The organism is Pseudomonas sp. (genome assembly GCF_035512415.1).
In the GTDB taxonomy this organism is placed as follows: Bacteria; Pseudomonadota; Gammaproteobacteria; order Pseudomonadales; family Pseudomonadaceae; genus Aquipseudomonas.
Window position 1 is genome coordinate 1 of sequence record NZ_DATKDZ010000002.1, and the last position, 18,602, is coordinate 18,602.

General features: G+C 65.6%; 19 protein-coding genes. 8 read left to right on the forward strand and 11 right to left on the reverse strand.

Features of this window, described 5'->3' with window-relative positions; all coding sequences use genetic code 11:
- A partial coding sequence (locus VMP31_RS00015) for a sigma factor-like helix-turn-helix DNA-binding protein (protein ID WP_325502803.1) occupies positions 1-537 on the forward strand: 537 nt, incomplete at its 5' end.
- A gap of 16 nt (positions 538-553) precedes the next feature.
- Here VMP31_RS00015 and VMP31_RS00020 read toward each other — a convergent pair.
- On the reverse strand, positions 554-1,039 hold the full coding sequence (locus VMP31_RS00020; RefSeq protein WP_325502805.1) for an SRPBCC family protein: 486 nt from the start codon (positions 1,037-1,039) through the stop codon (positions 554-556).
- A 135-nt stretch (positions 1,040-1,174) separates the two neighbouring features.
- Here VMP31_RS00020 and VMP31_RS00025 point away from each other — a divergent pair, with 135 nt between their 5' ends.
- The gene (locus VMP31_RS00025) at positions 1,175-1,948 is read left to right on the forward strand and encodes an alpha/beta fold hydrolase (protein ID WP_325502807.1); all 774 of its coding nucleotides are present in this window, start codon (positions 1,175-1,177) and stop codon (positions 1,946-1,948) included.
- A gap of 160 nt (positions 1,949-2,108) precedes the next feature.
- Entirely contained in the window at positions 2,109-2,441 is a 333-nt protein-coding gene (locus VMP31_RS00030) for a hypothetical protein (protein WP_325502809.1), read from the forward strand.
- A gap of 67 nt (positions 2,442-2,508) precedes the next feature.
- Here the strand turns inward: VMP31_RS00030 and VMP31_RS00035 are convergent, their stop codons facing one another.
- Complete coding sequence (locus tag VMP31_RS00035; protein WP_325502811.1) at positions 2,509-3,426, reverse strand: RDD family protein; 918 nt, start codon at positions 3,424-3,426, stop codon at positions 2,509-2,511.
- A 30-nt stretch (positions 3,427-3,456) separates the two neighbouring features.
- Here VMP31_RS00035 and VMP31_RS00040 point away from each other — a divergent pair, with 30 nt between their 5' ends.
- Positions 3,457-4,458: a stage II sporulation protein M gene (locus VMP31_RS00040; protein ID WP_325502813.1), complete on the forward strand. Its 1,002-nt coding sequence runs from the start codon at positions 3,457-3,459 to the stop codon at positions 4,456-4,458.
- A gap of 142 nt (positions 4,459-4,600) precedes the next feature.
- Here VMP31_RS00040 and VMP31_RS00045 read toward each other — a convergent pair whose 3' ends face one another.
- The 7 genes from VMP31_RS00045 to VMP31_RS00075 all read right to left on the reverse strand — a co-directional run bounded on the left by VMP31_RS00045 (position 4,601) and on the right by VMP31_RS00075 (position 12,482).
- On the reverse strand, positions 4,601-6,043 hold the full coding sequence (locus VMP31_RS00045) for a DUF58 domain-containing protein (protein ID WP_325502815.1): 1,443 nt from the start codon (positions 6,041-6,043) through the stop codon (positions 4,601-4,603).
- A 7-nt stretch (positions 6,044-6,050) separates the two neighbouring features.
- Positions 6,051-7,145, reverse strand: a complete 1,095-nt coding sequence (locus VMP31_RS00050; protein WP_325502817.1) for a MoxR family ATPase — start codon at positions 7,143-7,145, stop codon at positions 6,051-6,053.
- On the reverse strand, positions 7,142-8,374 hold the full coding sequence (locus VMP31_RS00055) for a DUF4350 domain-containing protein (protein WP_325502819.1): 1,233 nt from the start codon (positions 8,372-8,374) through the stop codon (positions 7,142-7,144). Before VMP31_RS00055 ends, VMP31_RS00050 begins: the two co-directional genes overlap by 4 nt.
- Positions 8,371-9,942, reverse strand: a complete 1,572-nt coding sequence (locus VMP31_RS00060) for a DUF4129 domain-containing protein (RefSeq protein ID WP_325502821.1) — start codon at positions 9,940-9,942, stop codon at positions 8,371-8,373. The genes VMP31_RS00055 and VMP31_RS00060 overlap by 4 nt, the downstream gene beginning before the upstream one ends.
- Entirely contained in the window at positions 9,929-10,909 is a 981-nt protein-coding gene (locus tag VMP31_RS00065; RefSeq protein WP_325502823.1) for a stage II sporulation protein M, read from the reverse strand. Before VMP31_RS00065 ends, VMP31_RS00060 begins: the two co-directional genes overlap by 14 nt.
- Positions 10,906-11,631, reverse strand: a complete 726-nt coding sequence (locus VMP31_RS00070) for an RDD family protein (RefSeq protein WP_325502825.1) — start codon at positions 11,629-11,631, stop codon at positions 10,906-10,908. Before VMP31_RS00070 ends, VMP31_RS00065 begins: the two co-directional genes overlap by 4 nt.
- Before the next feature lie 89 nt (positions 11,632-11,720).
- Positions 11,721-12,482: a hypothetical protein gene (locus VMP31_RS00075; RefSeq protein ID WP_325502827.1), complete on the reverse strand. Its 762-nt coding sequence runs from the start codon at positions 12,480-12,482 to the stop codon at positions 11,721-11,723.
- A 114-nt stretch (positions 12,483-12,596) separates the two neighbouring features.
- Between VMP31_RS00075 and sbcB the strand changes: the two genes are divergently transcribed.
- The gene (gene sbcB, locus VMP31_RS00080; RefSeq protein ID WP_325502829.1) at positions 12,597-14,027 is read left to right on the forward strand and encodes an exodeoxyribonuclease I; all 1,431 of its coding nucleotides are present in this window, start codon (positions 12,597-12,599) and stop codon (positions 14,025-14,027) included.
- Between the two features lie 273 nt (positions 14,028-14,300).
- On the opposite strand, the gene mvaT is transcribed toward sbcB, so the two are convergent.
- Complete coding sequence (gene mvaT, locus VMP31_RS00085; protein ID WP_325502831.1) at positions 14,301-14,675, reverse strand: histone-like nucleoid-structuring protein MvaT; 375 nt, start codon at positions 14,673-14,675, stop codon at positions 14,301-14,303.
- Between the two features lie 343 nt (positions 14,676-15,018).
- On the opposite strand from mvaT, the gene purU reads away from it, so the two are divergent.
- Genes purU through VMP31_RS00100 form a run of 3 tightly spaced genes read left to right on the forward strand, consistent with a single transcriptional unit; the run spans position 15,019 to position 16,573 of the window.
- Entirely contained in the window at positions 15,019-15,870 is an 852-nt protein-coding gene (gene purU / locus VMP31_RS00090; RefSeq protein WP_325502833.1) for a formyltetrahydrofolate deformylase, read from the forward strand.
- 46 nt (positions 15,871-15,916) lie between these two features.
- A complete protein-coding gene (locus VMP31_RS00095) occupies positions 15,917-16,342 on the forward strand; it encodes a CBS domain-containing protein (protein ID WP_325502835.1) in 426 nt (141 codons plus the stop codon).
- A gap of 45 nt (positions 16,343-16,387) precedes the next feature.
- Positions 16,388-16,573: a hypothetical protein gene (locus VMP31_RS00100; RefSeq protein WP_325502837.1), complete on the forward strand. Its 186-nt coding sequence runs from the start codon at positions 16,388-16,390 to the stop codon at positions 16,571-16,573.
- Positions 16,574-16,617: 44 nt separating this feature from the next.
- Here VMP31_RS00100 and VMP31_RS00105 read toward each other — a convergent pair whose 3' ends face one another.
- A complete protein-coding gene (locus VMP31_RS00105; protein ID WP_325502839.1) occupies positions 16,618-18,495 on the reverse strand; it encodes a methyl-accepting chemotaxis protein in 1,878 nt (625 codons plus the stop codon).
- Positions 18,496-18,602: the final 107 nt, after the last annotated feature.

Sequence of the window (18,602 nt, forward strand, 5' to 3'; positions counted from 1 at the left end):
TCGCGGCAGCGCTCGGTGCTGATCCTGTGCGAGGTGCTGAAGTGGTCGGCAGTCGAGACGGCCGAGCTGCTGCAGATCAGCGTGGCGGCGGTCAACAGCGCGCTGCAGCGGGCCCGGGCGAGGATGGCCCGGATGCCGGCCCACAGCCTGGACCCGATCCACACGCCCGCCCACGCCGACCTGCTGGCCCGGTACGTCGACGCCTTCGAACGCTACGACATCGACCTGCTGGTGACGCTGCTGCGCGACGACGTCGTCCTGTCGATGCCGCCGTGGGACCTCTGGCTGCGCGGTCCCTCAGACCTTGCCGCCTGGTTCCTCGGCCAGGGTGGCGGGTGCCGCGGTGGGCGGCTGCTGCCGATCACCGTCAACGGAACCGCCGGCTTCGGCAGCTACAAGCCGAGCCGCCCGGGCCTCTGGGAGCCGTTCGCCATCCAGGTCATCGAGGTGGCCGACGGCCGCATCATCGGCCACCACAACTTCCTGTACCCCGATCGCTTCGCCGACTACGGCCTGCCGCCGCGCCTGGAGGCGTAGGCCGCACCGGGCGTTGCTACCAGCCCTCAAGGCGCGGGGGGATGCGCTCCTCGGCGACGCGCTTCAAGGTCAGCAGGCTGCGGCGGAAGAGGCGCGCGACAACGGGCACGGCGATGGAGCGCGCCATGGCGTCACCCATCCGGCCCAGCGGCACGTCGATGGCCTCCCACCACGTGACGATCGTGCCCTGCGCACCGTTCGGCCGCCGGGTGGGCGACAGCTCGAAGGCCCCCGACCCCCTGATGACCCTCCCGGTGTGGCGAACGGCGATCCTGCGCCCCTGGACCCACTCGGTGACCTCCATCTCGTCGGTCACGACGATGCCCAGGACGAGGGTGGTGGGGACGTCGATGGTGACCCCGACACCGGTCCGTTGCGGGCTGGTGACGGTCACCGACCTCGCGTCGTGCATCCAGTCCGGCTGGGATTCCCAGTCGACCAAAACGTCCCACACCCGTTCGACCGGGCGGTGGATGTGGACTCGTTCCTCTACTCTTGCCATCTGCCGCGCACGGTACCCACCTGCGCATCCCGTCACCGGCACCGCGGCGAAATGACCAGACCGCGACCGCTGGCCCCGCCCGACGTGTGCCCGAGCGGCCGCAGACGGGCTCCAGACCTACGAGGAAACCAACAGATGTTCATCGAGCTCAACGGCGTCCGCCACCACTATGTCTCCAAGGGCGAGGGGCCCCCGATCGTCCTGGTGCACGGGCTGGGCGGCAGCTTGCACACCTGGTACGGCGTCATCGAGACCCTCGCCATCCACCACCATGTGATCGCCCTGGACCTGCGCGGCTCGGGCCGCAGCGACGCCGGCTCGGGCGGGTACTCCATCCAGCAGTGGGCACAGGACGTCAACGCGCTGATCAGCACCCTCGAGCTCCCTCCGGTGACGCTGGTCGGCCACTCCTCGGGCAGCCTGGTGGCCCAGCAGGCGGCCCTCGACAAGCCTGAGGCGATCGACCAGCTGGTCCTCGTCGGCGGCATCTCGTGGTTCGAGCCCGAGACCAAGAAGGCCTACGAGGACCGCGCCGACCTGGTCGAGGCCGACGGCATGGACGCGGTCGTGGACGGCTGGCTGCCCGGCGCGCTGGCCCCACGCACCCAGGCCAAGCTGCCCCAGCTGGTCGGCCTGCTGCGTGATCTGTACCTGCGAAACGACCCCACCAGCTACGCCAAGGCCTGCCGGGCCCTGGCCAAGATGCCGCGCATCAGCCGCGAGGACATCGGCCAGCCGACCCTGCTGGTCGTCGGCGACCACGACCAGTCGACCCCGATCGCCATGAGCGAGGAGCTGCACGCACAGATACCGGTGTCGCGAGTCAGGGTGATCGCAACTGCGGCGCACTGGCTGATGCTCGAGCAGCCCGACGCGCTGTCTGCAGCGATCCTGGAGTACCTGACGTAGCAGCCGACGGCGCTGGTCCTGCCCGGAGGGTTCGTGACCGGTCAGGATCCGGGCGCCACCGGCCCCGTGGTGACCAGTGAGGATGGGTCATCTTTGCAGATGACCTCTACTGGCAGGGGGGGCGTGCCGATCATGAGGGCATCCACCTGAGGAGCCCCCGATGGCCGCTCAACTGCCCGACACCTTGTCCACCGCCACCACCTTCCAGCGGCTGATGGGCCACGATCCGACGCTGATGGCAGGCCTGCGTCAGGGGGATCCAGCGGTCACCCGGGCAGTCGGTCGGGTCCTGCGGCTGACGTCACTGCGTCGGCTGGCGACTGATCCTGCGGCACTGGTTGCGGCGCTGGCCGCGCTGCCGCAGTTGCGTCCGACCCTGCTCAGCGCCTGGCGACGCGAGGATCCCATCCTGACCGGCCACCTGCTCACCTGGGCCGAACAGGCCTGCCGGCACCATTCGCTGGTCCCGGCTGTGCACGGCGCGGCTGCCTGACCAGCCCTCCCCGATCACGTCGATCTGGCAACGCGAGGACCGCCTCCGCAGGCTGGCCATGGAGCGCTCAGGTCGGTGGGGCGAAGGGGCCGTGCGGCGATGGTGGGGCGTGCGGCACCGGCGGGTGGACCGGGTGGGGTGGGCGCGCCGGCGGATGTGACGGCGGGGCCCACGATGCCCTGGCCGGGGCCGCGTTGCCCGATCCCTGGAGCAACGCGGCGGTGCACAGCAGCAGCGCCTCAGGGTGGGTGCCGGGCGGCGGGCGGTGGTGCATCCGGTCGGCCAGCACGTTGGCCAGCTCGGTCGCGATGCGCGCGCGATGCTGCGGCTGCAGGGACCCAGACCGCAGCAGGAACCGCCGCACCACGGCGTAGTCGGCCGCGGTCAGGCCGCGCACGTCAAGGCTTGAGGCGTAGGCCTGCAGCGGGCCAGGGATCTGCCAGAACACGGCCTGGTCCGCGGCCGAGTCCGTCGCACGGTCCCGGATCGTCACCGTGCCCGCCGCCAGGTCGCCCAGGCGCTGCCCGCGCCGGGTCAGCAGAGCGCTGACCAGCGCCGGGATGCCAAGGAACAGGTAGAAGTCGACGAAGGCGAACAACCCGCGGATCGCGGCATGGCGGAAGCGGACCGGTGCCCCCTCGGTGGTGACCACCCGCAGCCCCAGGGCGGCCTTGCCGGCGGTCCGTCCGTTCAGTGTGGCCTCGCAGCCGGTCGGGTAGCCCCACAGGACCAGGAAGTTCAGCAGGAGGATGACGACCACCACCACCCAACCCGGCCCTTCATCAAAGCCAGCGGACGCCACCCCCAGGGCGCCGACGGCCAGCAGCAGGACGAAGTAGAGGAGGGTGAACATCACGAACAGGTCGATCAGGATGGCCAGGGCCCGGCTGCCGACGTCGGCCAGCGGCAGGTCGACCTGCACCGCCTCGGGGGTGTACAGGGCGGACCGGCGGCCGGTGGTCTCCTCAGCCTGTGTGCTGGTCATGGGCCTGGCGTTCCCCCTACGGTGGTCGGTGTGAACCTTGATCGCTTCGTGGCGCTGCACCAGCCGACCTGGCATCGGCTTGGCCTGATGGCCAGCCGCAACCCGTCCGAGCTGTCAGCAGACGATATCGCGACGTTCGTCGCCGACTACCAACGCAGCTCGACCCACCTGTCGATGGCCCGCCGGACCTACGCCGATCCCGACCTGACCGGCAGGCTGTCACAGCTGGTCGCGACGGCGGGGGCGACGCTGTACGGCAGCCGCCCACGGACGTTGGCAGCGGTCGCGCGCTTCTTCACCGAGACCTTCCCGGGCGCGATGTGGCACCTGCGGTGGCACATCGCCGTGGCCACCGGGATCTTCCTCGGGGTCGCGTTCGGCCTCGGGGCCTGGGTGGCTGCCTCGCCGCAGGCGCTGGATGCGGCGATCCCCCAGAACGTGCAGGACGCCCTGGTGGCAGGCGACTTCGTCGAGTACTACTCCGACCGCCCGTCCGGGCAGTTCTTCGCCGAGGTCGGGCTGAACAACATCCAGGTGGGGTTCCTGGCCTTCAGCGTCGGCATCGCGGCAGGGTTGCCCACCGTCTACGTCCTGCTGATCAACGCGGCCAACGTGGGCTTCGCGGGGGGATTGTTCCATGCCCGGGGGGTGGCCGAGGTCTTCTGGGGGTTCATCACACCCCATGGCCTGATCGAGTTGACGGCGGTCTTCATCGCCGCCGGGATGGGGTTGGCGCTGGGGTGGTCGTGGATCGACCCTGGCGAGCTGCCGCGCATCGAATCGCTGCGACGTCAGGCCAGCCGGGCGATCACCGTCGTGATCGGGCTGCTCGTCGTCTTCGGCGTCGCCGCGATCATCGAAGGCTTCATCACGGGGTCACCCCTGCCGACGTGGGTGCGGGTCGGCGTTGGCGTGGTGGTCGAGGGCGCCTTCCTGACCTACGCCTGGATGCGTGGTCGGGCCGCCGCCGGCCAGGGACTGACGGGGACGTTGGGCCAGGCCGACCGGCCGCTGTGGGACGCCGTGGGCTGATCCGCGCCCCGGTCCCGTCCGGCCCGCGCCCAGCCGACCACCGCCCAGCCGAACCCCGCCCAGCCGGGTGAGATACGCCGCACCAGCGCAGGAAATCTCACCCAACCGAGGGGACCGCCCACTGCCTACGGCTCCGGCCTGCTCAGAGGCGGCCGGCGGACTTCAGGTCCAGGTAGGCATCGATGAGGCGCAGCGGCAGGCGGTCGGGGGGCTCGTCGATGACCTGTGCTCCAACCCCGCCCAGCAGGCGAGCGCTGCGACGGCGGTCGGACTCGGATTTTAGGGCCGAGGCCATGCGGTAGGCCGCGGCCGCGTCCCGCGGCGCCCGCGTGGACCAGGAGCGCACCGTCGGGTCGGCGGGCGAGGCGACCATCAGCAGGTGGCGACGCGCCAGCAGCGGGATGGCCGGGACCAGCGACTCGGTGATCGGAGCCGCAGCCAGATCGGTCACGACCACGACCAGCGCGCGCCGGCGATAGCGGACGAGCGTCTCGGCGAACGCGGCGCGATAGTCGGGCTCGACGAGGTCCACTCCCACATCGGCCAGCGCCTGCACGATGCGTGTCATCTGGGCGCCACCGGTCCGCGGCGGAACCGTCATGCCCACCTCGTCGCTGAAGGCGACCAGGCCGACCCGGTCCCCCATCCCCGTGGCCACCCGCGTCAGGGCCATGACCGCATCCATGGCGTGCTCCAGCCGCGCGGCGACGCTCGCCCGTTCCTCGTCGGTGTCAGCCAGCGGCAGCCGCCCCATCCGCCCGGCCATGGTGCGGCCGTGGTCCAGCAGGACCAGGATCTGCTGGTTCCGCTCGGCGCGGTAGGTGCGCACGATGGGCTTGAGGGCCCGGGCGGTCGCTGCCCAGTCGATCCGGCGGCTCTCATCGTCGGTGGTGTACTCACGCAGGGACTCGAAGTCGGTGCCCTGCCCGCGCAGCCGGATCGTGCGCAGCCCCTCGGCCTGCCGCTGAGCCTGGTGCAGCGCAAGCTCTGCCACCTGGCGGCTGGGGAACGCCGGGTGGACCCGGACGGTGCTGGTCACGTCGCAGTCGGCCTGTCGCATCATCAACCCCAGCGGCCCGTGCACCCGCAGGGTGACGGCGCCCAGCTCGATGGTGCCCCGGCGGGCCGGCGTCATCGTCCGCGTCGCGAAGCGACTGCCGCGTGGCGGCAGCCGCAGCCGGGCGCGGCGGTCGGCCACGCGCAGGGACCCCGGCAGGGCATCGGCCAGGTCGACGGTCAGACGCCGGCCAACTGGGTTGGCCAACGTCCACCGCAGGTCAGATGGGCTGTCGATGACCATGACCGGCTCGACGTCGCGACGCACCCCGACCTGTGACGGCGAGGGCGCCAGGACCGCATCGGCCACCGCCGCCCCCAGCACCACCAGGTTGCCGATGACCCACGCCACCTCATGGCCGGTGGCGAAGGGCAGCACCGCCAGGCCGACCAGGATCAACGCCGCAGCCAGACGCCATGTCGGGACCGGCCACGCGCGACCGGTCGGGACCGTCGGGACCTCGCGACCGGGCAGCTCGGCGGTGACGCCCGTGGCGGGGGCAGGCGGCGGGGTCACGATGGTGCGCACGCGCCGCTCAGCGGGGCACCGGGACGGCCGCCAGGATGCCCTGCAGCACGGTGTCGGCGTCACCGCCCTCAAGCTCCACGTCGGGGCGGACCTGGACGCGGTGGCGCAGCGCCGGCAGGGCCATCGCCTTGACGTCGTCTGGGGTGACGTACTCGCGGCCCGACAGCCACGCCCAGGCCTTGGCCGCCTTCAGCAGCATCGTCGAACCGCGCGGGCTGATGCCCAGCGTCAGCGACGGCGACTGCCGGCTGGCGGTCGCCAGGTCGACGACGTAGCCCAGGACCGCAGGGTCGGTGCGCAGCTGCTCCACATGCTCGCGCGCAGCCGCGAGCTCGGCGGCGCCGGCGACCGGGCCGATCCCGCTGGCCGGCAGGTCGTGGGGGTTCATGCCACCGTCGTGACGGGTCAGGACCATGTGCTCCTCCTGCGGTGAGGGGTAGCCGACGACCAGCTTGAACAGGAACCGGTCGAGCTGGGCCTCGGGCAGGGGGTAGGTGCCCTCATACTCCACCGGGTTCTGGGTGGCCACCACCATGAACGGGGTCGGGAGCTGCCGCGCCGTCCCCTCAACGGTGACGCGGCGTTCCTCCATGGCCTCGAGCAGAGCGGCCTGCGTCCGCGGTGGGGTCCGGTTGATCTCGTCGGCCAGCAGCAGGTTGGTGAACACCGGCCCCTTGCGCAGCTTGAACTGTTCGCTCTGCATGTCGTACACGGCGTGGCCGGTGACATCGCTGGGCATCAGGTCCGGGGTGAACTGGATGCGCGCAAACTCGCCGCCGAAGCAGCGCGCCAGGGCGCGTACCAGCAGGGTCTTACCCAGACCGGGCACGCCTTCGATCAGCACATGGCCGCCAGCGATCAGAGCGCTGAGCACATCGTCGATCACCGCCGTCTGGCCGATCAGGGCTTTTTGCAGCTCCCCACGCAGCGCCTGCGCCAACTGGCTGGCGCGCTGGCGCTGCAGGTTCGGGTTTGCCGCGGCAGCTGCCGGCGCGGCGGCGGCGGGGGGCACGGCCGCTGCTTCAGGAGCGGCTGGCTCGGCGGCTACGGCAGCGGGTTCGAGTTCGCTGGCCGGCTGTTCGGGTGTGTATTCGCTCGTCATAGGGCATTCCTGAGGGTTTGCAGGTTGGCGACCTGGCGGGTGAAGTCGGCGGCGCTCAGCCGTTGCGTGGGCAACGGCCGCATGGCGTGGCTGATAAAGCTGGACGGCTGGCGGCTCAGACGGCTGAGGGCCTGCCATTGTTCGGCGACGCCGAGGCGTTCGAAGCCGGGATGACGGTGCCGTGCACGGCGCTGGATGTCCTGTTGCAAGCCTTGCAGCAGGCTACGCTGGCCGCCGTGGCGCAGGAGGAAATCAGCGCTGCCGCGCAGGTGTTCCTGCAGTTGCCGACGGTTGCGGCTGGCTGGCTGTTGCAGCGGCCCCTGGCGCATGCCCAGGCCCCACAGGGCGAAGGCCAGAAGCAGCCCCAGGGCCGCCAGGGCCAGGGGGAAATGGCGCAGCAGCAGGCTGAACAGGTCGTCGCGTTCGGCGCGGTAGAGTAGGGTTACCTGGCTGTCCTGGGTCATATACCAGAGCAGCCAGGCATTGTCGTATTCGCCGATCGCCCGGTTCTGCCAGATCCAGCTGTCGCTGACCACGCTGACCAAGCCGTCGCCGTGGTAGAGCTGCAGCAGGTGGGTGGCGGCATCGCTGTTGGCCCAGGCATGGGCGCGGTTCTCGGCATCGTAGAGGTGGAAGTCGGTGTCGAAGCCGAAGTAGGCCGGAGCCTCTTCGTTTTCCAGATAGAGCTGAGTCAGCTCCGGGTAAGGATTGTCGTCTTTGGCTTGTTCAGCCGGCTCGACCGCCTCTGCTGGGGCTTGTTCGACAGGCTCGGCGTCATCCGCCTCTGTGTCGGCCTCGTCTTCGTCGAGTTCTTCGCTCTCGTATTGCTGGATACCCAGGCTGTCGAGCAGCAGGTCGCCGCTTTTGCCGTCTTCTTCGTCCCACAACCGCTCGGCGACGAACAGCAGATGCCCGCCCTTGGCCGTCCAGGCCAGCAGGCGCTCGGCCTGCTTGGGCGTCATGCGGTTGCGATCGGCGAGTAGCAGCAGGGTCTGCCCGGCGCTCGGCAGGTCGTGCAATACCTCCAGGCCATCGGCGCGTTGCACCTGCAGGCCCTGTAGACGCAAAAAGTGTTCGGCAGCCAGGTAGGGGTTGGCCTGGGCTTCGGGGTCGGGGCCGTGGCTGATGGTTTCTTCGTAGGGTTCGAGGCGGCCCAGCAGGTAGCTGCCGAGCCAGCCAAGGGCCAGCAGCAGGGCTACGCCGAGCAGCAACTGGGTGCGCCGGGTCATGCCTGCACCCCTTGTTCGAACAGCTTGCGCCAGGCGTTGCACAGGCTCTGCTTGAGCGCCGCCGGGGGCAGTCGATGGCCGTAGGCGAGGTTCTGCCAGTGCTGGGTCAGCGCCTGGCTGAAGCGGCTCAACTGCGCTTGCTCAAGGCCCTGCACCAGGTGCAGCACTTCAGCTTCGGTGTGCGAGCTTTTCAGCGGCAGTCGCTGCTCATGCAGCATGCGGCTGAGCAGGGCGCGGTAGAGCAGGCCCAAGGCGGCGCGCGGCTGTTCGTCCCAGAGTCGTTCAACCTCGCCGGCAATATCCGCTGGCAGGCTCTGTGGTGTTACTTCCAGGCCGAACAACTGCTCGGGAGGCGCAGGTTTGTGAGTGCGCGGCAGGTTGAGGCGACCGGCAAAGGTGCGCAGCCATTCGCGATAACGCCACAGCAGCCAGGCGATCAGGCTGAACAGGGCGGCCCACAACAGCACTTCGAAGAACAGCGCCACGGCCTCGACGCTTTTCCACATTTCGCTAAGTTTGAAGAACCTTTCCAGCCACTCGCGCAGGGCCTCGGCGTCTGCTTCATCGGGCTCCTCGGCGGCTTCGCCAAAGCGCCAGCGGGTCACGCTTTCGTGGTGTTCGAAGGGCGGCTGGTCGAGCAGCTGGGTGATGCTCTGTTGCGCCGCCTGGCTGTTCAGGGGTTGCTTGAGCAGGCGCGGTGCCTGCGGGCCCATGGGGTCTTCAACCGGCAGCGGGCAGCTGCTGGCGGCCGCCATGGCGCTGTTGGGCAGTTGCAGCAGCAACAGGCCGGCAGCCAGCAGCAGGGCCGAGGTGATACCGGTCAGGCGCTGGCGCAAGCGGCGGAACACCAGTTCGATGTCCCAGGCCTCCAGCGCGGTGCGGCGGTTCAGGTAAAGGGTGAAGCCGCAGGCGACGTAGATGGGCTCCCAGATAATCAGGATCAGCACATAGAGCAGGTTGGACAGGTGCTCCAGCCAGAGCCAGTCGCCGCTGCCGGCATCAATCAGGCTTTGCCAGCTCCAGTCGAGTTCGACCTGTGCCGGCAGGAGCATATAGAACAGGCCGATCAGGCCGAACCAGAGGGCCATTTCCAGGTGGATACCGACCAGGGTCAGCCACGTGGCACCGCCAGCGTCGCGTTGGCCGAGGACGATCAGGCGCTGGTTGCGTTCCTTGCCGCCCAGGCCTTCGAGCTGCATCACCGGCAGGTCGAAGCTGCGCGTCGGGCTCAGGCGTCGCCAGGTCAGGCTGGCCAGCAGTTGTGGCTTGAGTAGCCCGGGCAGGGCCCGGAGCGCCTGCTTGAGGCTGGGAGTGGCTCCGAACAGGGCGTGGGAGAGGATATACAGCGGCAGCCGCTCAAAGGCCGGTTTCAGCCACCAGAACAGCAGCAGCGCCCAGCTCGGGTACTGCCACAGCAGCGCGCATAACAGGGCGAAAATCGGCAAGGTGACCAGCGCCCAGCTGGCCATCAGCAGGCCGGCATGCTGCTTGGCCAGCAGTACACCGAGGTCCATGGCTTCCCAGGCGCTGCGCGGGCGAATGGCCACGCTGGCATCAGTCAGGCGCATGCACACCTCGGCCGGCCAGCAGCAGATAGCTCAGAACCAGCAACCAGAGGCCTGCTCCCACCCAGTATTTAATCACTGGGCTGGCCAGGCTCATGGACGACCAGTAGGCCTCGATAAAGGCGGCCAGCAGCAGAAACAGGATCACTCCGCCGATCAGCCGCACGCTGTGGCCGGCCGCCAGGCGCAGGGCCTCGCCGCGGGGCAGGCGGCCAGGTACCAGCAGCGCCCAGCCCAGCTTCAGGCCGGCGGCCCCGGCGAGGGCGATGGCGGTGAGTTCGAAGGCTCCATGGCCGATCACGAAGGACCAGAAGGTTTCGCCGTAGCCGATCTGCGTCAGATGGCCGGCCACCGCGCCAATCATCAGGCCGTTGAACAGCAGAAAGAACAGGCTGCCCAAACCCAGCAGCAGACCGCTGGCAAAGGTCTGAAAAGCGATGCCGATATTGTTCATGATGTAGTAGCCGAACATCATCCAGTCGTCGCCGGAGTCGCGCTCGCCGAAGCGGCCGATACGCCGGGCGTCGGGGTCGTACATCTGCTCCATCTCGGCCACCTGCTCGGTGCCGATCAGGCTGTAGACCAGCTCGGGTACCAGGTAGACCAGCAGGCCCATGCCCAGCAGGCTGCCGAAGAACAGCAGGCTGGCGGCCACCACAAAACGCCATTCGGCGCGTACCAGGCGCGGAAAACCGGCCAGGATAAAGCCGAGCAATTGCCCACCCAGCGGGCTGCGGTGGCGATAGAACTGCTGGTGGCCACGCATGGCCAGCTGCTGCAGGCGCTCGATCAGGTGGCTGCTGTAACCGCGGCTCTGGGCCAGGGCCAGGTGCTGGCACAGGCGGCGGTAGTCGGCGGCGAAACTTTGGCACTGCTGGCTGTCGGCCTTGCCGCGTTCGAGCGCGTCGAGTTGCGCGCTGAAGGCCTGCCAGGCGCTCTGCTGCTGGCTTTCGAAAAGACTCTGTTTCATGTCGGCCCCAGCAGGCCGCGGGCGATGCCATTGATCCGCTGCTCGGCCTGTTCGGGCGGCACCTGCAGAGGTTCGGCCAGTATCCCCGCAAGTTCTAGGCGGCGCGCGCTGGAGAGGGTTTCGGCGCGTTCGGCGAAGCCGAGTAGGGCGCGTTGTTCGCTCAGGTCCATGCTGAAGGGGGCACGCAGGGGCTCGGCCGCCGGCAGCTTGGGCGCACCGGCAGGGGCGTCGCGGTAGACCACCAGGGTGCCGGCGGCGATATCGCCCAGGCGCTTGAAGGCGGGATGATTGATGCAGCTGAGAATGCCCAGGGTGTAGGCAAACGGCAGCATGTCGACGAAGCGCAGCAGGTTGCGGGTCAGGGATGCCGGCCAGCCGATGGGCGTGCCATCATCATGGATCACCCGCAGCCCCATCAGTTGTTTGCCCGGTGAGCGGCCCTGGTTGAGCACTTCAAACAGCACCATGTACCACCAGGTCACCAGAAACAGCAGGATGGTGCCCAGGCCCATGCCGAACTGGCCAAGCAGGGCCAGCACGGCAAACAGCACGCCCAGCAGCGCACCGCGAATCAGCAGATCAATGGCGAAAGCCAGTGCGCGCGGTACCAGGCCAGCTGGGCGCAGGATCAGGTCGATGCCTTCCGGGGTTTCCACTTGATAGCGGGTATCCAGCAGTGGGCGTTGGGCGGGCGCTGGATAGGTGATTGAACTGAGCGGCATCGGCAGACTGCGTCGAGGAAAGCCCGATGCTAGCCAGCAGCGGGCAGGGAAGCAACCGGGTCAGTCAGCTGACCCGGTGCGAGAGTGATTTATTGTGGCGCAGGCAGCACGCCGAAGATGGTGCGGTAGAGGATGCCGATGGCAATAATCAGCAGCGGCATACTCCAGACCATGCCGATCCCCAGGGGAATGGCGCTGATCACAACGATCAGGCCGAGCAGCAGAAACAGGCCGAAGATCTTGAACCAGCGCTGGCCGACGGCCTTGCGCGACGCCTCCATGGCCTGCCAGGGCGATAGCCCGCGTTCGACCACCAGCGGAATCGCCAACATATAGGCGATGGCCAGGTAGATGCCGGGGATGATCAGCAGGATCAGGCCGAGGTAGATCAGCACAGGGCAGGCGATTGCGGTAATCAGGATCGGTACGGTGCGGCCGAAGTGGCTGAAGATCTCGTTGAAGCTGACATTTTGATCGGCCGCACGGCGGATGCCGACCATGCCTATCCCGGCCATAAAGGGGTAGGCCAGAGCCGAGGCGAAGAGGCCGATTACGATTTCCACCACGGCACCGAGCACCGGGTTGTCGCTGGCCAGGCCGAGCAGGGCGACGCCGCCGCCGAGGGCCAGGGAGACGACCATCATCACCGCATAGAACACCAGAAAGCCGCCGACGATGATGCCTTTGCTGCCCTTGGTACGCTGCCAGGCCTCGCTCAGCAGCTCGCCGATATTGAAGTCGTAGCCGCGGCTCAGGGCGTCCTCGATGCTCGGCACCCGCAGATCGCGCGATGGCTCTTGCAGGGTACTGATGGGGGCGGCGTAGGGATTGCTGGCGGGGGTATCACTCATGGCGGCGTCCTTGTTCGAGAGTGAGGGTGCAGAGGCTTACTCTAGCCGCGGCTTGGCCCGCCCACAAGCGCTTGGCCTGTTAGACTGCCCGTGCCTCCCACTCAGGACAAAACCGTGAGCTCCAGCCTTTTTTGGTACGACTACGAAACCACTGGCATCGACCCGCGTCGCGACCGCCCGCTGCAGGTGGCCGGGATTCGCACCGACGAAAACCTCAACGAAATCGGCGAGCCGCTGAATATCTATTGTCAGCCCAGCGATGACATCCTGCCCCATCCGGCGGCGTGCCTGGTCACCGGCATCACCCCGAGCCGGCTGGCCGAGCAGGGCTTGAGTGAGGCCGAGTTCATGACCCGGATACATGCCGAGCTGGCGCAGCCGAGTACCTGCGGTGTGGGTTACAACAGCCTGCGTTTCGACGATGAGGTGACGCGCTACAGCCTGTATCGCAACTTTTTCGACCCCTATGCCCGCGAGTGGCAAGGCGGTAATAGCCGCTGGGATCTGATCGACCTGGTGCGCAGCGCCTATGCACTGCGCCCCGAAGGGGTTGTCTGGCCCGAAGAGGATGGCCGTGTGACGCTCAAGCTGGAGCGTCTGACCGCGGCCAACGGCATTGCCCATGGCCAGGCCCACGACGCCCTGTCCGATGTGCGCGCGACCATTGCTCTGGCCCGTCTGCTGCGTAGCAAGCAACCCAGGCTGTATGACTATCTGTACCAGTTGCGCAGCAAGCAGCGGGTGCTCGATCAGGTGCGCCTGTTGCAGCCGTTGGTGCATGTCTCCGGACGCTTTGCCGGTGCCCGGCATTATCTGGCCCTGGTATTACCCCTGGCCTGGCACCCGCGCAACCGCAATGCGCTGATCGTGTGCGACCTGCATGCCGATATTTCGCCCCTGCTCAATGAAACAGCGGCCACTCTGCAGCAGCGCTTGTATACCCGCCGCGAGCAATTGGCCGAAGGCGAGCTGCCGGTACCGCTGAAGTTGCTGCATATCAATCGCTGTCCGGTATTGGCCCCCTTATCGGTATTGCGCGATGCCGATATTCAGCGCCTGCAATTGGATATGCCTGGCTATCAGGCCCGCGCCGAGCAATTGCGCACGCAGGCGGCGCAGTGGCAGGACAAACTAGCCCAGGTGTATGGCGAGGAACAATTCGCGCCGAACCCGGACCCGGAGCAACAGTTGTACCAGGGCTTTATTGGCGATCGAGATCGGCGTTTATGTGAGCAGGTGCGGCTGGCCGACCCGCAGCGCCTCGGTCAGCAGGCCTGGCCGTTTGACGATGGGCGTTTGCCTGAGTTGCTGTTTCGCTACCGGGCGCGCAACTTTCCAGCGAGTTTGAGTGAGGTCGAGCAGCAGCAGTGGCAGACATTCTGTCGGCAGCGTTTAAGCCAGGCGGAATATGGCGCGCCCAATACCCTGGCGGATTTTACCCAGGCCCTGGACGCTATATTCGACGGGGTGCCGGCTGGACAGCAGGCGGTGTTAAGCGAGTGGCGTAACTATGCCGAACAGTTGCGGCAGCGTTATGCCCTGTAATGGGCTGCGGACAGAGCGACGGGTAAAGGCCGATAGTCACTAGCTGTGGTCAACCCAATAAAAGGGCCAGGCCTCGGTATCGGGTTGTGTTCAGGCGTCGGCGCATAAGTGTGGAGGGGCCCAGCTTTGTAGGGCGCACCCTACCCATTGCGGGCTCTGCAAGTAGTGTCACTTTTCCCTAAGCGCTCCATGCAACAGGTAATTGCTACATACCAATAAAAAACGCCAGCAATGCTGGCGTTTTTTATTGGTATTTGTTGCTTGGGCCGCTGCTTAGTCCAGCAGGGTTGCCCAGCCTTCTACCACGTCGCCGCCCCACTTGGCTTTCCACTCTTTCAGAGTCTTGTGGTTGCCGCCTTTGGTTTCGATGACTTCACCGCTGTTCGGGTTCTTGTACTGCTTGACCTTGCGCGCGCGCTTGGTGCCTGTAGGCTTGGCCGCGCGGGTTGCCTTGCTGCTCTTGGCATCCGGGTCGAGCATGGCAATGATGTCACGCAGGGACTTCTGATACTCGCCCATCAGGGTGCGCAGTTTGCCTTCGAACTCGAGTTCTTTTTTCAGCTTGTCATCTTGCGACAGGTTTTTCAGGCGTTCTTGCAGTTCTTTGATGGCTTCTTCTGTGGCGCGGTATTCGTTGATCAGCGACATGTGACTTACCTTAATATTCGAAAAGTGGTGACTAAGTGACTTGATAATAGTCAGGCACTTTTCACAAGTAAACCGCTTTGTCGAATTTTTCTAGAGGAGGGCCTTTTAATTAACCCTAATTGACCGCCGATAAGTCCCTTGCTGTTGTCCGTGACTGCCGCACCTGTGGATATTCGCGGTTATCCATGGGGACGCATTTAAATAGTGCAAGGTGAATCGAGAGTGGCGCTGCAGATAAATGTCGCGGCCGACTGGAACGATCGTACTGCAGTGCGCAGGAGTACTGCAGTTTTCTGGCGCTGTGGCTAGAATGGCCGCCTTTATGCAAACGGCGGAGTGTTAGATGCGCACTTTTCGACTGGTCATCGCCTGCCCGGATCGGGTCGGTATCGTGGCCAAGGTCAGTAACTTTCTGGCCACCTATAACGGTTGGATTACCGAGGCCAGTCACCATTCGGATAATCAGAGTGGCTGGTTCTTTATGCGCCACGAGATTCGCGCCGACTCGCTGCCCTTTGATCTGGACGGCTTTCGCCAAGCCTTTGCGCCTATTGGCCGTGAGTTTTCCATGGAGTGGCGGGTCACCGACTCGGCGCAGCAGAAGCGCGTGGTCCTGATGGCCAGCCGCGAGTCTCATTGCCTGGCCGATTTACTGCACCGCTGGCACAGCGACGAGCTGGATTGTGAAATCCCCTGTGTGATTTCCAACCATGACGATCTGCGCAGCATGGTCGAGTGGCACAACATTCCCTACTTCCATGTGCCGGTCGATGCCCAGGACAAGCAGGCGGCCTTCGATGAAGTGGAGCGCCTGGTCAAGGCGCACCAGGCCGACGTGATCGTCCTGGCCCGTTATATGCAAATTCTGCCCGCGCAGCTGTGCGCCGAGTTTTCCCAGCGGGTGATCAATATCCATCACAGCTTCTTGCCGTCCTTCGTCGGGGCCAAGCCTTATCACCAGGCCTCGCTGCGCGGGGTCAAACTGATCGGGGCCACTTCGCACTATGTCACCGAAGAGCTGGATGCCGGGCCGATCATCGAGCAGGACGTAGTGCGGGTCAGCCACCGCGACAGCATTGAAGAGATGGTGCGCCTGGGTAAGGATGTGGAAAAGATGGTGCTGTCCCGTGGTTTACGCTATCACTTAGAAGACAGAGTACTGGTGCACGATAACAAGACGGTGGTGTTTGACTGAGTTGTAGGTCGTGGATCGGTTTAGTGCATGACAAAGGAGTTTGCTGATGCTCAAGTCAATCAAGGTGCGTGATTACATGACTCGCAATTTGGTGACCTTTCGTCCTGAAATGAACCTGTTTACGGCGATCAACCGTTTACTGGATCACCGCATCTCCGGCGCGCCGGTGGTTGACGGGCAGGGGCATCTGGTTGGCCTGTTGTCCGAGGGCGACTGTTTGCGCGGCATTCTTTCCGGGGCCTATTACGAGTCCGCGGGGGGCGATGTCAGTGCCTATATGACCACCGAGGTGGAAATCATTTCGCCCGAGGCCGATATCATCGAAGTTTCCGAGCGTTTTCTGCGCGGTCGCCGGCGGCGTCTGCCGGTGGTCGAGGATGGCCGTCTGGTTGGCCAGGTCAGCCGCAGCGATGTGCTGCGCGCCGTCAAGGAGTTCGCCCAGCACGATGAAGGGCGCTTGCTGGTTAACTGAGGTGTCTGAGCTGTGCAGCCAGGCTCTGAGCCGGAGGGCGATGCGATGAATGATCCGCTGACGCGAGCCACCGCTACGGCTCCGCCTGTGGTGGGCGAGGGCTGTACCCAGCGTTACGATCCCCAGGCCCTGAGCCCCGAGGATGGCACCGAGTTTGCCGAGGCCGCCGAGTTGTGGCGGCAGCTGGAACGGGATAAACAGGCGGAGGCCGACAGCGATAAGCCGAAATAAAAACGGGGCACTCATTGAGTGCCCCGTTTGCATTGCGCGGTCTGTTAAATGCGGAAGCTGTCGACCAGCTGCTTGAGTCTGGAGGCCTGTTGTTCGAGGTCGCCGCAGGCGCGCAGGGTGGCATTGAGGTTTTCCACGCCTTCCTGGTTGAGGGTATTGATTTCGGTGATGTCGACGTTGAGTGATTCGATCACAGAGGTCTGTTCTTCGGTGGCGGTGGCCACCGACTGGTTCATGCCGTCGATCTCGCCGATACGCGCCGTGACGCTGCCCAGGCGTTCGCCGGCCTGGTTGGCGATCACCACGCTCTCCTCGCTGTAACGCTGGCTCTCGGTCATGGTGGTGACCGACTCGCGGGAGCCGACCTGCAGCTCCTCGATCATCTTCTCGATTTCCTGCGCCGATTCCTGGGTGCGGTGAGCCAGGTTGCGCACTTCGTCGGCGACCACGGCAAAACCGCGGCCGGCTTCGCCTGCGCGGGCGGCTTCGATGGCGGCGTTAAGGGCGAGCAGGTTGGTCTGTTGGGAGATGCTTTTGATCACTTCGAGAATCTGCCCGATATTCACCGTCTTGCTGTTCAGGGTCTCGATATTGCTGCAGGAGGCGCTGATCTTGGCCGACAGCTCATTCATCGCCACGATGGTTTTTTCCACCACCTGACGGCCGTCCTCGGCCAGGTTGCGGGCATCCGAGGCCTGGGTCGAAGCGTCGGCAGCGTTGCGAGCGATTTCCTGAGCGGCCGCACCCAATTCATTGATGGCGGCGGCCACGCTGTTGGTGCGGCTGGCCTGCTCATCGGAGTTGATCATCGAGGAGTTGGAGGCTCCCACCACAAGCTTGGCCACTTCGTTGACCTGGCTGGTGGCCGAGGAAACTTCACGGATCGAGCTGTGGATACGTTCGACGAAACGGTTGAAGGCAGTGGCCAGGCGGCCGAACTCGTCATTGGACTGAATATGCAGGCGTTTGGTCAGGTCACCCTCGCCCTGGGCGATGTCTTCCATGGCCTTGCCCATGACCAGCAAGGGTTGCATCAGCACCCGGATCAGCATGCTCAGCAGCAGGATGATCAGCACCACGGCAATCAGGGTGGCGATCAGGGCCGAGGCGCGGAACTCGCTGAGCATTGCATAGGCTTTGGTCTTGTCGATGGACAGGCCGACATACCAGTTGACCGAAGGCAAACCCTTGACCGGGGCAAAGGTGAGGATGCGGGTTTCGCCGTTGTCCTGGGCTTCGCTGAAATCGCTGCCGATGCGCGGGGTGTTCTGCGGGAATATCTCGCTGAGGTTCTTCATCACCAGGCTCTTGTCCGGGTGCACCAGGACCTTGCCGTCGGCGCTGACCAGGAAGGCATAGCCGATGCCGTTGAAGTCCAGGGAGTTGATGATCTGGACCAGGGTGTTGAGGCTCAGATCGCCACCGACCACGCCCGCGGCCTTGGCGGGCGTGGCGATGGTGATGATCAGCTCGCTGGTGGCGGCATCCACATAGGGTTCGGTCAGGGTGGTGCCGCCGGCGGCCATGGCGTCCTTGTACCAGGGGCGCACGCGGGGGTCATAGTCCTCCGGCATTTTCTCGTCCGGGCGCATGGTGAAGGCACCCTCAGCACTGCCCAGGTAGGTGAAGGCAAAAGTCGAGGTCAGGGCTTTCTGTTCGAGCAGGCCGACCAGGCTGTCGGTCGAGGCGTCGCGGGAAATCGACTGGGCGGTACTTTCAACCAGCAGAATGCGTCCCGACAGCCAGTTCTGGATGGTCCCGGCGGTGACGTTACCCATTTCATTCAGGTAGCTTTCCAGATTCGCGCGGATGGCATTGCGTTGCAGGTAGTCGTTGTAGAGGGTAAACAGGGCAAAAGCGCAGAGCACCACCAGGGAGGCCGCGAGGAGAATTTTGTGGCTGAACTTCAGGTTATTGGTCATGGCTTCTTGCGTCCGGTGAGGTCAGGCATCAGTCTTTGGCTGATGTAAGGCAGTCGCTGCGCCAGGATGCGGCGTTGAGAACTGTGTCGGCATAACAGCAGTAAAGC

What these genes read in the sequence shown, in the direction of transcription:
- VMP31_RS00020 (WP_325502805.1), bottom strand. Translation starts at nt 1,039, where the DNA reads ATGGCAAGAGTAGAGGAACGAGTCCACATCCACCGCCCGGTCGAACGG.
- VMP31_RS00025 (WP_325502807.1), top strand. Translation starts at nt 1,175, where the DNA reads ATGTTCATCGAGCTCAACGGCGTCCGCCACCACTATGTCTCCAAGGGC.
- VMP31_RS00030 (WP_325502809.1), top strand. Translation starts at nt 2,109, where the DNA reads ATGGCCGCTCAACTGCCCGACACCTTGTCCACCGCCACCACCTTCCAG.
- VMP31_RS00035 (WP_325502811.1), bottom strand. Translation starts at nt 3,426, where the DNA reads ATGACCAGCACACAGGCTGAGGAGACCACCGGCCGCCGGTCCGCCCTG.
- VMP31_RS00050 (WP_325502817.1), bottom strand. Translation starts at nt 7,145, where the DNA reads ATGACGAGCGAATACACACCCGAACAGCCGGCCAGCGAACTCGAACCC.
- VMP31_RS00055 (WP_325502819.1), bottom strand. Translation starts at nt 8,374, where the DNA reads ATGACCCGGCGCACCCAGTTGCTGCTCGGCGTAGCCCTGCTGCTGGCC.
- VMP31_RS00060 (WP_325502821.1), bottom strand. Translation starts at nt 9,942, where the DNA reads ATGCGCCTGACTGATGCCAGCGTGGCCATTCGCCCGCGCAGCGCCTGG.
- VMP31_RS00065 (WP_325502823.1), bottom strand. Translation starts at nt 10,909, where the DNA reads ATGAAACAGAGTCTTTTCGAAAGCCAGCAGCAGAGCGCCTGGCAGGCC.
- VMP31_RS00070 (WP_325502825.1), bottom strand. Translation starts at nt 11,631, where the DNA reads ATGCCGCTCAGTTCAATCACCTATCCAGCGCCCGCCCAACGCCCACTG.
- VMP31_RS00075 (WP_325502827.1), bottom strand. Translation starts at nt 12,482, where the DNA reads ATGAGTGATACCCCCGCCAGCAATCCCTACGCCGCCCCCATCAGTACC.
- mvaT (WP_325502831.1), bottom strand. Translation starts at nt 14,675, where the DNA reads ATGTCGCTGATCAACGAATACCGCGCCACAGAAGAAGCCATCAAAGAA.
- purU (WP_325502833.1), top strand. Translation starts at nt 15,019, where the DNA reads ATGCGCACTTTTCGACTGGTCATCGCCTGCCCGGATCGGGTCGGTATC.
- VMP31_RS00095 (WP_325502835.1), top strand. Translation starts at nt 15,917, where the DNA reads ATGCTCAAGTCAATCAAGGTGCGTGATTACATGACTCGCAATTTGGTG.
- VMP31_RS00100 (WP_325502837.1), top strand. Translation starts at nt 16,388, where the DNA reads ATGAATGATCCGCTGACGCGAGCCACCGCTACGGCTCCGCCTGTGGTG.
- VMP31_RS00105 (WP_325502839.1), bottom strand. Translation starts at nt 18,495, where the DNA reads ATGACCAATAACCTGAAGTTCAGCCACAAAATTCTCCTCGCGGCCTCC.